This is a genomic window from Flavobacterium flabelliforme, assembly GCF_017948675.1.
GTDB classification, from domain to species: domain Bacteria; phylum Bacteroidota; class Bacteroidia; order Flavobacteriales; family Flavobacteriaceae; genus Flavobacterium; species Flavobacterium pygoscelis.
This window is the reverse complement of record NZ_JAGFBU010000001.1, coordinates 789,722-803,954: the sequence shown is the minus strand read 5'-3', so window position 1 is coordinate 803,954 and position 14,233 is coordinate 789,722. Positions and strand designations below refer to the sequence as shown.

Below are 14,233 nucleotides of genomic sequence, written 5' to 3'. Positions count from 1 at the left end.
AGAAACGATGAACAGGATTTTAATTAAGAATGCCAAAATAGTAAACGAAGGAGTGATTTTTGAAGGCGATCTATTAATTGAGAATGATATAATTGTTGAAATTTCAGAGACCATCAGTGCTAAATCTGCTGATTGCAAAATTATCGATGCCGAAGGGAATTATTTGATGCCAGGTGCTATTGATGATCAAGTGCATTTTAGAGAGCCCGGTTTAACTCATAAAGGCGATATCGAATCAGAGTCAAAAGCGGCAATTGCAGGAGGTATTACTTCCTATATTGAGCAGCCCAACACTATTCCTAATGCAGTTACTCAAGAAATATTAGAGCAAAAATATGAGTTAGCTGCACAAAAGTCCTACGCGAATTATTCTTTTATGATGGGCGCAACAAATGATAATTTGGAGGAAGTTTTAAAAACAAATCCAAAAAATGTTGCGGGAATAAAAATTTTCTTAGGTTCTTCTACTGGAAATATGTTAGTCGATAATGAAGCGACACTCGAAAAAATATTTTCTAATACTTCTATGCTAATTGCTGTGCATTGTGAAGACGAAACAACAATAAAGAATAACTTAGAAAAATACAAAGAAGAGTTTGGAGAGGATATTCCAGTTACAGTGCATCATTTGATTCGCAGTGAGGAAGCCTGTTATATTTCTTCGTCAAAAGCAGTGGCTTTAGCCAAAAAAACAGGAGCTCGTTTGCATGTTTTTCATCTCTCAACTGCAAAAGAAATGGATTTGTTTACCAATAAAATTCCGTTAGAAGATAAAAAAATTACTGCAGAAGTTTGTATTCATCATTTATGGTTTACGAATGACGATTATGCAACAAAAGGGAATTTGATAAAATGGAATCCTGCCGTGAAAACTGCAAATGATAGAAAAGTATTGTGGGAAGCATTGCTTGATGGTCGTATTGATGTAATTGCCACAGATCACGCTCCGCATACTTTAGAGGAGAAAAGTAAATCTTACATGAACGCTCCTTCTGGAGGTCCGCTGGTGCAACATGCTGTTGTAGCAATGTTTGAAGCATTTCATCAAGGAAAAATAAGTGTAGAGAAAATTGTGGAAAAGATGTGTCACAATCCTGCTAAAATATTCAAAATTGAGAAACGTGGTTTTATCAAAGTGGGCTATTATGCAGATTTAGTCATAGTAAATTCTGGTTTGCCTTGGAGCGTAAAAAAAGAAAATATAATAGCAAAATGTGGTTGGTCTCCTTTTGAAGGGTTTACTTTTAAGTCTAGAATTACTCATACTTTCGTAAATGGTCAATTGGTTTATACTGCCTTTAAGGTCAAAGATATACGTGCGGGTAAACGTTTGTTATTTGAAAGATAAAAACTTCTGATAAATGAAAAGAATAATTTTTTTTATAGTCTCATTGACCCTTTTTATAAGTTGTAAAGACGATGCGGTTAAAAAACCAAAACGCCTAATTAAAAAAGAGGTTATGGTAGATATAATGTATGACATATCGCTTTTGGATGCCATTAAATATCAAAATCCAACTTCTATAGATAGTTTAAAAATAAATCCAAGAGATTTTATATTTAAAAAGTATAAAGTAGATAGTCTTCAGTTTGCTACTAGTAATGTTTATTATTCTACTGATTATGAAGGGTACAAAGTCATGTTTGATGAAGTAGCCAAACGAATTAACAAAGAGAAAAAATCTGCAGAAGATATAGTTAAAGCTGAGCAAAAGAAACTTAAAAACACTAAAAATATAAAGTTAGAAAAAACTCAGAGATATAATTCTGATACGTTGGTTAGAGGAAGAAAAGGACTTATTGATAAAGAAATGGTAAAAGAACCTGCTATGAAAATGCAGGCTGTTGAATAGGTTTGGCTATAGCTTAAGATTTGAGATCTCTTTTATATAGGAATTGATCGCTTTAAATTTGAAGTTTAAAGTTTCTTTTATTTTTTGATTAGAGTACGAGCTTTTAGAGTAGGATGCTTTTGCAGTAGCCTTTGTAAATTGTCTTTTTTGTTTAAAAATAACGGATAGAATCCAATCCATTCTCCATACTATTTCCATAAAAAAAGGTGACGCATGTTTAGTGGGTCTCTCTTTTTGCAAAGCATCAGAAATGTTGTTTAAGATGTCTCTAAAACAATTGTTTTCGGCAATTAATGTAAATCTTTCATTGCAAATTTCACTATTCATTAATTCAGTTGTGATTTTTACAACATCGCTTACGGCAATAAAACCGCTTGTTCCAAGAGTGTAAAATGATAATCCATCAGCTACTTTCTTAAAAAGTAAACCGCTTCCTTGTTCTTGAAATCCCGGACCAATGATCACACCTGGATTTACAATTAATATTTTTAAACCTTCTTGTTGTCCTCGCCAAATTTCCATTTCAGCACCATATTTAGAAATGGCATAATCGCTATGTGGTTTTTCGGGATTCCATTCGGTTTCTTCGGTGATTATGGTTTCGTGAGCGGCTAAATCGCCAAGTGCAGCTATTGAGCTTACATAACACAATTTTTGAATGGAATAGCTGAGGCAAAAGTTGACAATATTAGCAGTTCCTTCGATATTTATTTTGCGAATGTTTTCTTCGTCTTTTGGATCAAATGATATTAGGGCAGCACAATGATAGACTTGAGTAATACCAATAAAAGCTTTTTCTAAAGATGGAACATCGATGATGTCGGCTTGAATCCATTGTATGGTGTCAAATAAATTTGACTTTTTGTAAAGTTGAAATAGCGATTTCGTTTTTTCGATACTTTGAGTAGTTCGATATATTGCCCGAATTCTCTCGCTCCCTCTAGTTTGCGATTCAATTAAATGAAGCAATAAATGTGCGCCTACTAATCCGGTTCCTCCTGTTACTAAAATCATGCTACGAAAATACGAATATTTTTTTTTGAATAACCCCATAAACCAATAACCGAATCCACAATAAATTTTATCTTTGTGCATACAAAGCCCAAAAGGCTGAATTGACGAAAGTAAATTGATTAAAAAAGATGAAAAATTTTATTGAAGAAGTGACTTGGAGAGGAATGCTCCACGATGTTATGCCAGGTACAGAAGAACATTTGATGGAACAAATGCGTGTGGCATATGTGGGAATTGACCCAACTGCCGATTCATTGCATATAGGACATTTAGTTGGAGTGATGTTATTAAAACATTTTCAGTTATCTGGACACAAACCATTAGCTTTAGTAGGTGGTGCAACCGGAATGATTGGTGATCCGTCAGGAAAATCCAATGAAAGAAATTTATTAGACGAGCCTACTTTGCGTCACAATCAAGAAGCCATTAGAGCACAATTGAGTCGTTTTCTTGATTTTACTTCAGATGCCCCCAATGCAGCTGAATTAGTAAACAATTACGACTGGATGAAGAATTTTTCTTTCCTAGATTTCATTCGTGATGTAGGTAAACATATTACCGTAAATTATATGATGGCGAAGGATTCTGTGAAGAAGCGTTTGACTTCTGAAGCTGCCGAAGGAATGTCATTTACCGAGTTTACTTATCAATTGGTTCAGGGATATGACTTTTTGCATTTGTATAGAGATAAAAAATGTACGCTACAAATGGGTGGAAGTGATCAGTGGGGAAACATAACTACTGGTACGGAATTAGTGCGTAGAATTGCAAGTGGAAAAGCGTATGCTTTAACTTGTCCTTTGATTACAAAAGCAGACGGAACTAAATTTGGAAAATCTGAAGGAGGAAATATTTGGTTGGATTCAGCGCGAACTTCACCTTACAAGTTTTACCAATATTGGTTGAATACTTCTGATGTAGATGCAGAGAAATACATTAAAATTTTCACTTTTTTATCGAAAGAAGAAATTGAAGATTTAACAGAGAAGCATAGAGAAACACCGCATTTGCGTTTGTTACAAAAACGTTTGGCTGAAGAAATTACAGTAATGGTGCATTCAAAAGAAGATTTAGAAAATGCGATAAAAGCATCTAATATTTTGTTCGGGAATTCAACTTCAGAGGATTTAAAACAGTTGGATGAAGCTACTTTTTTAGATGTTTTTGATGGTGTACCTCAAGCTGAAATTGCAAAACCTGAAATAGAAACTGGAATTAATATAATTGACGTATTAAACGAAAAAACAGGCTTTTTTAAATCAAATGGTGAAGCAAGACGTGCTTTGACTGCTAATTCTATTTCAGTAAATAGAGAGAAAGTAGCAGAAGATTTTATGCTTTCGACTAAAGATTTAATCAATAATCAATTTGTGTTGTTGCAAAGCGGCAAGAAAAATTACTTTGTAGTTAGAGTTGTTTAATTTCATAACTTTACTTTAAATATTTAAAATTATGGAAACACAATTTTTAACTGATGAAAAAGGAAATAGAACGGCTGTTGTTTTGCCTATAAAGCAATACAATAAAATGATTGAAAAATTGGAGGATTTAGAAGACGTTCGCCTTTATGATGAAGCCAAAAAGGAGGATGATGGTTATCGAATTTCATTTGAAGATTATTTGAAAACAAGGGAAGCAAAAAAGTCAAATCTATAACATTGATTTTTCCAAAAAAGCGCAGAAGAAGTTTGATAAGTTATCAGATGAGATAGCTAATCCAATATTATTTGCGATTGGAAGTTTATCAAAAAATCCTTGACCTTCAGGTTATAAAAAGTTAAAAGGAAGAAAAGGATATAGAATACGTGTTGGAGATTATAGAGTGATTTATGAAATAATTGATGATATTCTTTTAATCGATGTAGTAGATTTAGGTCATCGAAAAGATATTTATGAATAAGATTTACATCACCATCAGGTTACATCCTCGAATATCAGAATTATCAAAACGTCCCAATACCTCGAAAGAGTTGTTGGGATTTTTTTTGCCCAAATCTTGAGTAGCAATAAAAGAACAAGAATTGATGTTAGCCAAATCAATCACGTTGATTCCGCCTGTTTTTCCTTGGGAAATATAGGTTAGTGCATCTTCGGTGTCGCGAATTAGGATTTGTATCCAAGAAGGGCATTCAAATACGCCTTCTCCTAGTGAATAGGCTTGAGAAAGCAATTCGGTCATTCCGTATTCCGAGTGTATACTAGAAACGCCAAAACCTTCACAAAGTTGCTGATGCAGTTCTTCCCGAATCATTTCTTTTCGCTTGCCTTTCATGCCGCCAGTTTCCATTATAATCGTGTGTTTCAAATTGAATTGTTGTTTCTCTATAAGATCTAACAAAGCATAAGTAACTCCAATTAAAATCACATTTTGTCCTGCCTGATCTAATTCGATTAATTTTTTGATTAATTCATCGTGGTTGTGTAAATAAAACCCACTTTCTGGTTGATTAGAAAGTTTTATTAAATCTTCGACCATATAGATTAACGATGATCCTTCTCGCTCCAGATAGGAAGGGAGTAAAGCCAAAACGATGTAATCTTCAATATTTCCGTAAAACTCTGAAAACCCTTTGCGATAACTTTCTTCGTAAATAGAAGCGTCTGTTACAAGATGCTTACTCGTTATTGTTCCCGTTGTCCCGCTACTTGTAAAAACGGCTTCGACAGCATCAGTGTTTGAAACTACATTGTGACTTTTGAAAAACTGAATAGGTAAAAATGGAATTTGCTCTACTGATTTTACTTTATGAGAATCTGTTTTTAGAAGTTCACAAAACTCACGATACACTTGATTGTTTTCGTACTGATGACGAAATACTTTTAAGGCAATTTTCTCAAATTGTTTTTGACTAGAAATAGAAAATATATCAGCAGCTGAAATCAAAATATTTTTTTTACAAAAGTAATCAAAAAATGCTCGATGTTGTCAAAAACGCTATCCTGATGGATTTTTTGGACATAATAAAAAGCTGCAAATTATTTTGGAGCTTTTTATTTATTTTAGAATACTTATCGTATAATTAATTTTCTAGTTGCCGAGGCTTCTTTTTCATTAATTTTTATGATGTAAACCCCAGAAGTTAAGGTAGAAACGTTTAGCTCTCTGGAGCTAAGTTGTGTTTGAAGTACTTTTTTGCCTAAAACATCAAAAATGATTATTTCTTTGTCTAAATCATTTTTTGTAGCAATGTAAACTTTACCATTGCTCACAGGATTTGGATACAAGTTTAAACCTTCTATTGTAGGTGAATCTTGCGTTCTTGGCTGCGGCTTAGTTTCTTGAGCATTAGCGCTTAAGGAAAATAAAAAGACCAATAAAGTAATAGTATAAAAGTAGTTTTTTGCCATCAGATTTATTTGAATAGTAAATGTACAAAAAAATATTCAAATAGTGTACCAAAAAAAATGCCTCTCCAAAAAGAGAGGCATTTTACTATTTTGTTTCTATTATTAGAATCCAGTTGCCCATCCAGCAGCCCAGCTCGGCATTCCAACTCCATTTCCAGCTCCAGTAGCTGTTGCAGAAGTAGTAGCAAAATTAGCATTTACTGTTGCACTAACTCCTGAAGTTGCAGGTGCTACAGCAGTAGTTTTTCCTTTCATAATAGTTGTTACATCCGAATCAATTTTGAAATTAACAACTTTTAGAGACGTTCCAGCATTTGCTAACGTTTCATCATGCTCTAGATCAAAACCTGTAGCCCAACCTTTGATCACCACATTGGTAAAAATACCTTTTGTTCCTCTTCTTAGTTTAATTGCTTGGTTTTCTGCAAATGCAGTAGTATTAGCAGTACTTCCAGGTCCAATAAGGGTTAGGTTTGTAATAGTAGGATTAGAGATTGGAGTATTTGCAAAACCAAACTCATAGTTGTCTGCTTCAATACCTCTATTTCCTGTTCCGTAATCTAATCTACCGTACCAATCTGTGTTTGTACCAGACCAACCTTCAGTCCAATCAAATTGATCATCTTCGTTTCCTATAGAGATTATGTGATCCGTGTTTACTGTTCCTCCAAAGAATTCTACTCCATCATCAGATCCGTGAATTAATTGAACGTAGCTAATTGTTGTTCCAGAACCTACACCAAATAACGATAGTCCGTTAAACTCTTTATCAGCATTAAAAAGTGCTCCAGCATATTCTATTCTTAAATATTTAATAGAACCAGAGTTGTCATTAGATATTGTTCCTCCATAAGTTAAATCACCAACTTCTGATTGTGCACTACTTGCGCCTCCGCTAATGCGATTAATTGGTGCTTTTCCACAGATAACTAATCCACCCCAGTCACCACCTGCTTTTGTAGCCTTTCCACTTGTCATTACAACTGGTTTTGATGCTGTTCCGTTTACATTGATTTTACCTCCTTGTGCAACGGCAATATAAGACGCTGTTCCGCCAGTTCCCTGAATTACAGTTCCTGCAGGAATTGTCAAAGTAGCGTTATTGTTTACTTGGATTTTTCCAGTAAGTTTATAAACTTTACTAGCATCTAGAACTACTTCACCTTCTGTTATTGTTCCTTTAAAATCATCTGCATTAGCAATAAATTTTGAGGTTGAAGGATTAGTTGTGTCTGAATCGTTAGAAGTACAACTGGTCATTACTCCTGCAGTTACAACTAAAAGACTTAATAGATTTACAGTTAATTTTTTCATAGTTTTTTTAATGTTTTTTCATTTGTTTTATTAGGACAAATATCAAACAAAAGCTTTTTTCTAAAGTTAGGTTAACGTGAACCTTAGATTAAAAAAAAGGCTATTTAATGTTAGCTTAGTGTTGCGATGTTAAGAACTGTTTGAAGATCACTAATAAGTTTTTGAAACAAAAAAAGAGGCTATTCGTATTAATGAATAGCCTCTTTTTAGATGTTTGCTTAATTATTTAGAACTGATAGTTAATGCTAAGACTTAGCGATAATCCTTTTTTGTAGCTTAATAGGTTTACATCTCCATTTGTGTTTTCCTGAACTTGATTGATGGTAGGATTTAAAATGTTTTTTACAAGAAAACTTAATCCTACTTTTTCATTTAGTTTAGATTTAGCTACAAAGTCTAAAGTACCAAATGCTTTATCAACAATATCACCTCTTTGTAAAGTACCAATAGCATATATTCTATCAGAGAAATAAGAATACGTTAATGTTGAAGTTAGATTGCTTTTTTTATTGTTCCATTCATTAAAAAAACTTAAATCGGTATTTAATAATACGTCAGAAGCTCCTGTGAATTTTCCTTTTTTAGAGGTAAAATCTACTTCGAAATCTGTTTCTTTCTTCACTTTATTAGAGTTTAATTCTTGATTAGAATATAAGTAAGATACATTTACACCTGCAGAAAGTTTTTTAGAATTTTCGGTATCAATATTCAATAGTTGCTTGCGATATTCTACTTCGGCTCCCGTTACATAACCATAATCGCCTGTGTTTACATAAGAAATGTCATTTGTAGAGGAATTAATCGTTACCTCGTTCATTGGGTTTTGAATGTATTTCCCAAAAGCAGTTACCGAAATTAGCTCTTCGTTTTTAGGGAAAAATTCCCATTTTAGATCTAAATTGTAATCATCTGATGCGTACAGTTTTTGGTTTCCAATATATACTTGAGTAATTTCCTCATATAAAAATGGTGCTCTTTCTTTAAATTGTGGTAAGGTATAAGTTTTGCTTAAGCCCAAACGCAAGTTTTGTTTTTCTGCCAATTCATATTTCATTATTATACTAGGTAAGAAAGCAGTTTTATCCAGCTGACTGCTTTTTGTAATAGGATCAAGTTGGGTGTTCCAAGTGATTTTTTGAGCTATTTTTTCTGCTCTTAAACTTATAACAGTCGTTAGTTTGTTCAATTTATATTCTGTATTTAGAAACCCTGCATTTATATTTTGGTCTCCTTTATAAAATTGTGGATTTAAGGCTGAAGATTCAAATTGATCGCCTCTAAAAGTGATAATTTTAAAATAGTTGTTATCTAAATTAGACTGGTTGTAAAATAAATCTAAGTTGTTTGGATCTACAATGTCAGATAAGTGAGTATTATCAGATTTAAAATTAAATTGTGTGGCTTCAAAGTTTCTAGTTTTAACTCGTCCGCTATATCCAAAAGTGAATTTTCCTTTGTATTCCCCTTCTTCCGTTTTGCTGAATTTGTAATCGTAGCTTAAGTTTGCAGCAACTTCATCTTCTTTCAAATTTTGAAAATAACGATTGTTACTTCCAGCATTAGATAAAAGTGTATAACCAGCGGCCACTTTGTTTAAGGTATTTGTTGTTCGGTCTGGAGTATCTCCTTTGATACTGTTATATGATAATCCCCAATTAAATTTAGAACGCTCCTTAAACTTATGTTCTCCTAATAATTGGTTAACCCATAAAGCATTTTTATTGTACTCATTTCTTCTAATTAAAGCATTCCCGCCATCACCACCATCCGCAAAGTAACCACTGTATTCTTTTTTAGATTGTGTACTTGTATTAATGAATAATGAATTGAAGTTAACGGTGTTGTTTGGGTTTATTTTGTACCCTAAATTTAACAGTCCAGTCGTATTGGTATTGTAATTAATATCGGTGTAAGTATGGTAATTTTTATTTGCAACACCAGTTCCAGATACTGATCCTTTTGCAGAGCCATTACTTTTAGAGTTAAATTCATTGTCGTAAGAAGCATTAGCGAAGATGCTAATTTTCCCTTCTTCACCAACTTTAAATGAAGTTCCTCCTGAAATATTGTAAGAGCTAGCAATTGGCGCTTTATTCTCTAATTGATTTGTTTTATAATTGTACTGTGTCAAAGGATTTGACGGTATAGCACGATTGGTAAAGCCTAAAGCTCCGTAACCTTGTAGTAAATTAAAATTGTCTACTTTCAAGGCATTCGTATTTATCTTTGATCCTAATTGAAATTTTAAAAAGCTTTTGCCTTTGTGTTCCTTAGAGATAATGTCAACATTACCACCCGCAAAATCGCCGTAGAATTTTCCGTTGTATACTTTGTCTATTGATACATATTCTACAATATCGGTAGAGAAAATATCTAAATTAAGGTTTTTCTTGGTTGGGTCATTAGAAGGAATTGGAAGTTCATTCATGGTTGTCGAATTGTAGCGGTCTCCTAATCCTCTAACAAAAATATTCCCTGTTCCTTCCTGTTTTGTAATACCAGTGGTTTTTGTAACAGCAGTAGCAACATCACTAACTCCTTTTCTAGATAATTCTTGAGCACCAATAGACTGCTTAATGTCTACTGCATTTTTTTGTTCTAATAATAGCGCTGTTTCTTTTTGCCTACTTACAGTACTAGCTCTTACAATTACATCTTCTAATTTGTATCCTGCAGAACCTAATGCTTGATTGATGGTTAAGGTTTGGTTTGCTATAATCTTCACAGGAATCTCAACAGATTCGTATCCAATAAAACTAAATTGAATAGTATAATTACCAGGAACTACAGACATGGAGAATTTACCGTCAATATCAGTGTTTGTTCCAATATTAGTTCCAGCAATAAGTACGTTAGCAAATGGTAAGGATTGGTTGTTCGCCTCTTTGTCAGTCAAGATTCCAGTTATTGTTCCTTTGTTTTGTGAAAAAGAAATAGCAGTTATAAATAACGATATAAAAAGTATTTTGAATTTCATTTGTTTTGTTTTTTTTTGCAAAGTAAGTCCCGAAATGTAAAATGTAAGTTACCGTCTTGTTAGGGTTATGTTTTGTTTTTGCTAATAAATTGCTCCAATATTAAATTACCGTTAACACCTTTTCAGTTTCCTATTTATGATTACATTTACCATAAAAAAAACAACTTTTGACGCTTTATGAAGAAAAAAAACACCAAAATTCTATTAGTCGATGACGAGCCAGATATTTTAGAAATAATAGGATATAATCTTTCTCAAGAAGATTATCAAATCTTTACGGCCTCTAATGGTAAGGAGGCTATAGCCAAAGCAAAAAAAGTAATTCCAGACCTTATTATAATGGATGTTATGATGCCAGAAATGGACGGAATGGAAGCGTGTGAAAACATTAGAAAAATACCAGAATTAAGTAATGTACTAATTACTTTTTTGACTGCTAGAAGCGAAGATTACTCTCAAGTAGCAGGTTTTGATGCCGGTGCAGATGATTATATTACTAAACCAATTAAGCCAAAGTTATTAGTAAGTAAAGTAAAAGCCTTGTTGCGTCGTTTAAAAGAAAATGATCAAAATAGCGAAACGCTGAATGTAGGTGGTATCGAAATTAATCGCGAAGAATATAAAATTGTAAAAGACAATATTGAAATTGTATTGCCTAGAAAAGAATTTGAGTTATTCTACCTTTTAGCTTCAAAACCTGGAAAAGTATTTAAAAGAGATGAAATTCTAGATCGAGTTTGGGGTAATGAAGTCATTGTTGGCGGACGAACTATAGATGTTCACATTAGAAAATTACGTGAAAAAATAGGAGAAGAATTATTCAAAACAATTAAAGGAGTAGGATATAAGTTTGAAGTATAGATGACTATAAATTTTAAAAAAACATATCGATTTGCTGTTAAGTCTTCGCTTTACATTACCTTCTTTTCTACCGTATTGGTAGGATTTCTAACGCATCTTTTTTTTAAATTTTCATATCAATTTTGTTTGGTTTTTGCTTTTTGTATTGCTGTTTTTTCTTTTATCGTTCTTCAGTATAGAGTAGAGCGCTTTATTTACAAAAAAGTAAAAAAAATATACGATGATGTTGCTTTATTAGAGTCGAGTACTTTTATGAATCAGCCTATAACGACTGATATGGCAACGCTAACGCGTGAAGTAAAAAAGTTTGCTACCGATAAAAAATTAGAAATTGAAACCTTAAAAGTAAGAGAAGAATATAGGAGAGAATTTCTAGGCAATGTTTCCCATGAACTTAAAACACCTCTTTTTATGGTGCAAGGTTACTTGTCAACGTTGCTTGATGGAGCTATGAATGATAAAACAATTCGAAAAAAATATTTAGAACGTGCCGAAAAAGGAGTTGAAAGATTGATCTACATTGTTCAAGATTTAGACATGATTTCTAAACTCGAAATAGGAGAGTTAAACCTTGAGATTACTCAATTTGATATTGTCAAATTAATTCAAAATGTTTTTGATTTATTAGAAATGAAAGCTTCTAAAAAAGACATTATCCTTATGTTTGACATGAAATATAGTATTCCCATTATGGTAATCGGAGATCAAGAAAAGATTCAACAAGTCGTTATGAATCTAATCGTGAACTCTATTAAATACGGGGAGAAAAAAGGAACTACTGAAGTGAGTATAGAGGATTTGACCGAAGAAAAATTAATCGTTAGAGTGACTGATAACGGAGAAGGTATTGTAAAGAAAAATATCTCCAGATTATTTGAACGTTTTTACAGAGTAGATAAAAGCGGTGCGCGAACAGAAGGCGGTTCCGGTTTAGGTTTGGCTATTGTAAAACATATTATCGAGGCACATGACGAAAAAATATATGTTGATAGTACCTATGGTGTAGGGTCAGAGTTTTCTTTTACACTTCAAAAAGTAAAAAATAAAAAAAAGCAGCTGTAACGCTACTCCTTAAAAACATGAAATAAGGAACTCCAATCCGTTTTTATTTCTGTTTTTGGTAATCCTTTGTAATTCGCAACTTGATCCAAATTTTCTATTTTAAAATCATCTTGTGAGGCAAATGGAACAGCGTTTTCTTCTTGTAGTTTTCTAGCAAGATATTCTTGTTCAAATTGTCCTGGAGTAGGGATAAAAAAGGACTTTTTGTTTAGTTGTGTAAGATCCATAATTGTAGTATATCCAGAACGACAAAGTACAATTTCACTTTCGTTAAATGCATTTGATATCTCAGTAGCATTCATAAAATTATAATAACTCACATTTTCTATTTGCTGCTTTACTTGTTCTTTTTCTATAATTCCTCTAATAAAAATTATTTTGCCAGAATATCTTATAATTTCTGATCTTAATTTCGCTTCTAAAATTCCTCGTTGAGGTTCTGGTCCTGATAAAACAACCATTAAGTCGTATTTCTTTTCTTTTTCCTGATGCTGCAACCTACTTAATGGTCCAATGTATTGTATGTTTTTTGGAGTCTTTTTTAGATGTCCTAATTTTCCGGTTAGATTAGGAGTTTCATTAAAATCGGGTACCCAACAGGCGTCGAATTTTTTAATGATATTTTGATGTATTTTACTGCTTAACCAAGTGCTACTTCCAGACAGTACTTTCAGTTGGTGTGTAATGTAAACACAGGGAACTTTTGTGCTGTAAACTCCAAATCTGTTGTCCGAAATGATTCCTTTGATATCGTATTGCTCAACCCAATTTTCAGTAAGTCTTTTCTCTTCTTGAATGGCTTTGATTGTTTTTAAGCCATTTTTAAATAATTTCCATTTTAGATTCTCTCCTTTTCCCGCATATTCTATTTGGTATGAGGGGAGTTCTAATGTATTTAGGTTGGGGAACTCTTTTCTTAATAAAGCTAAAGCATCACCGTCTGAAGCAATAATTGGGGTGTAGTTATTTTCTATCAATGCTTTAATAATTGGTATGCAGCGGGTAGCATGACCCAAACCCCAATTTAAGGGAGCAATTAAGATTGTTTTTTTATTAAAATTTGATATCATTAATTTTTTTAGCTAGTGCAATGGTCATAACGTAGCAAAGGGGACAATTGTTTAGAAAGTCCCCTTTGTTTTTTATTTTAAATGGAATTAATCTTGAATGTATGTTTTATTTCCGTTTGCATTAATATAATATTTTCCTCCTCTAGGACCTGTATATACCTTTTTACCGTTGTATTCACCAGTTATTTTATCTGCAATTTTTGGTGCCTTTTCATTGGTTTCTTTAATTTTTGCTGGTGCTTTTTTTGTCGTAGCTTTAGCTGTTGGTGCTTCTTTTTTAAGGTTTTCCGCTTTCTTTTCTACTTTTGCTGCTTTTGCCTCTACTTTTTCCGCTTTTGCTTTTACTTCTTTTTTTGCTTCAAGAGCTTTCTCTTTTGTTTGAGTTGCTTTTGTTTTACTTTCACTGGTTTTCGCTTTGTTTTCTTTTGCTTTCGCTTCAGTTGCTTTCGCTTTTGCATCAGTTGCTTTTGCTTTCGCTTCTGTTTCTTTCTTCTTAGCTTCAGTTTTGGTTTTCAAAGCTGTTTCTTTAGCATCTGCTTTTGCTTTAGCTACTTTCTCTGCTGCTTTTTCTGTTTTGGCAGCTGCTTTCTTCTTTTGTGCTGCAGTTTCTTGAGCATAAAAGCTACCAGACAATAGAAAAGCAAAACACAATAAAAATAATTTTTTCATGATAATTTATTTTAAGTTTTTAGAAAATGTTTAAGACATCTAAATTTAATAACTTTTTTCCTAAA

General features: G+C 32.8%; 13 protein-coding genes and 1 pseudogene. 7 read left to right on the top strand and 7 right to left on the bottom strand.

The window, feature by feature from the left end; all coding sequences use genetic code 11:
* Positions 1–7: 7 nt before the first annotated feature.
* Both J3S90_RS03525 and J3S90_RS03520 read left to right on the top strand, forming a co-directional pair.
* Positions 8–1,348 (top strand): dihydroorotase, encoded by a 1,341-nt coding sequence (locus J3S90_RS03525; protein ID WP_188048990.1) that lies wholly within the window; start codon positions 8–10, stop codon positions 1,346–1,348.
* 13 nt (positions 1,349–1,361) lie between these two features.
* Complete coding sequence (locus tag J3S90_RS03520; RefSeq protein WP_210644772.1) at positions 1,362–1,853, top strand: DUF4296 domain-containing protein; 492 nt, start codon at positions 1,362–1,364, stop codon at positions 1,851–1,853.
* A 6-nt stretch (positions 1,854–1,859) separates the two neighbouring features.
* Here the strand turns inward: J3S90_RS03520 and J3S90_RS03515 are convergent, their stop codons facing one another.
* Positions 1,860–2,867 carry an NAD-dependent epimerase/dehydratase family protein gene (locus J3S90_RS03515; RefSeq protein ID WP_210644770.1) on the bottom strand — a complete coding sequence of 336 codons (1,008 nt, stop codon included), beginning with the start codon at positions 2,865–2,867 and terminating at the stop codon, positions 1,860–1,862.
* Between the two features lie 128 nt (positions 2,868–2,995).
* Here J3S90_RS03515 and tyrS point away from each other — a divergent pair, with 128 nt between their 5' ends.
* From tyrS to J3S90_RS16025, 3 genes and pseudogenes are all read left to right on the top strand, one after another.
* Positions 2,996–4,288 (top strand): tyrosine--tRNA ligase, encoded by a 1,293-nt coding sequence (gene tyrS, locus J3S90_RS03510; RefSeq protein ID WP_188048987.1) that lies wholly within the window; start codon positions 2,996–2,998, stop codon positions 4,286–4,288.
* Between the two features lie 31 nt (positions 4,289–4,319).
* On the top strand, positions 4,320–4,523 hold the full coding sequence (locus tag J3S90_RS03505; protein WP_210644769.1) for a hypothetical protein: 204 nt from the start codon (positions 4,320–4,322) through the stop codon (positions 4,521–4,523).
* 136 nt (positions 4,524–4,659) lie between these two features.
* Positions 4,660–4,767, top strand: a pseudogene (locus J3S90_RS16025) (type II toxin-antitoxin system RelE family toxin); the annotation flags it as partial.
* Positions 4,768–4,770: 3 nt separating this feature from the next.
* Here the strand turns inward: J3S90_RS16025 and J3S90_RS03495 are convergent.
* From J3S90_RS03495 to J3S90_RS03480, 4 genes are all read right to left on the bottom strand, one after another.
* On the bottom strand, positions 4,771–5,751 hold the full coding sequence (locus tag J3S90_RS03495; RefSeq protein ID WP_210644767.1) for a LuxE/PaaK family acyltransferase: 981 nt from the start codon (positions 5,749–5,751) through the stop codon (positions 4,771–4,773).
* Positions 5,752–5,876: 125 nt separating this feature from the next.
* Entirely contained in the window at positions 5,877–6,215 is a 339-nt protein-coding gene (locus J3S90_RS03490; RefSeq protein ID WP_188048984.1) for a T9SS type A sorting domain-containing protein, read from the bottom strand.
* A 102-nt stretch (positions 6,216–6,317) separates the two neighbouring features.
* Entirely contained in the window at positions 6,318–7,529 is a 1,212-nt protein-coding gene (locus tag J3S90_RS03485) for a hypothetical protein (protein ID WP_210644766.1), read from the bottom strand.
* Positions 7,530–7,755: 226 nt separating this feature from the next.
* On the bottom strand, positions 7,756–10,506 hold the full coding sequence (locus tag J3S90_RS03480; RefSeq protein ID WP_210644764.1) for a TonB-dependent receptor: 2,751 nt from the start codon (positions 10,504–10,506) through the stop codon (positions 7,756–7,758).
* Between the two features lie 177 nt (positions 10,507–10,683).
* On the opposite strand from J3S90_RS03480, the gene J3S90_RS03475 reads away from it, so the two are divergent.
* Positions 10,684–11,367, top strand: a complete 684-nt coding sequence (locus tag J3S90_RS03475) for a response regulator transcription factor (protein ID WP_188048981.1) — start codon at positions 10,684–10,686, stop codon at positions 11,365–11,367.
* Entirely contained in the window at positions 11,368–12,429 is a 1,062-nt protein-coding gene (locus J3S90_RS03470; protein ID WP_210644762.1) for a sensor histidine kinase, read from the top strand. It abuts the gene before it with no gap.
* A gap of 2 nt (positions 12,430–12,431) precedes the next feature.
* Here J3S90_RS03470 and J3S90_RS03465 read toward each other — a convergent pair whose 3' ends face one another.
* Together J3S90_RS03465 and J3S90_RS03460 are read right to left on the bottom strand one after the other, a co-directional pair.
* Positions 12,432–13,499, bottom strand: a complete 1,068-nt coding sequence (locus J3S90_RS03465) for a glycosyltransferase (protein ID WP_210644761.1) — start codon at positions 13,497–13,499, stop codon at positions 12,432–12,434.
* An 87-nt stretch (positions 13,500–13,586) separates the two neighbouring features.
* Positions 13,587–14,168: a hypothetical protein gene (locus J3S90_RS03460; protein WP_210644759.1), complete on the bottom strand. Its 582-nt coding sequence runs from the start codon at positions 14,166–14,168 to the stop codon at positions 13,587–13,589.
* Between the last annotated feature and the right edge of the window lie 65 nt (positions 14,169–14,233).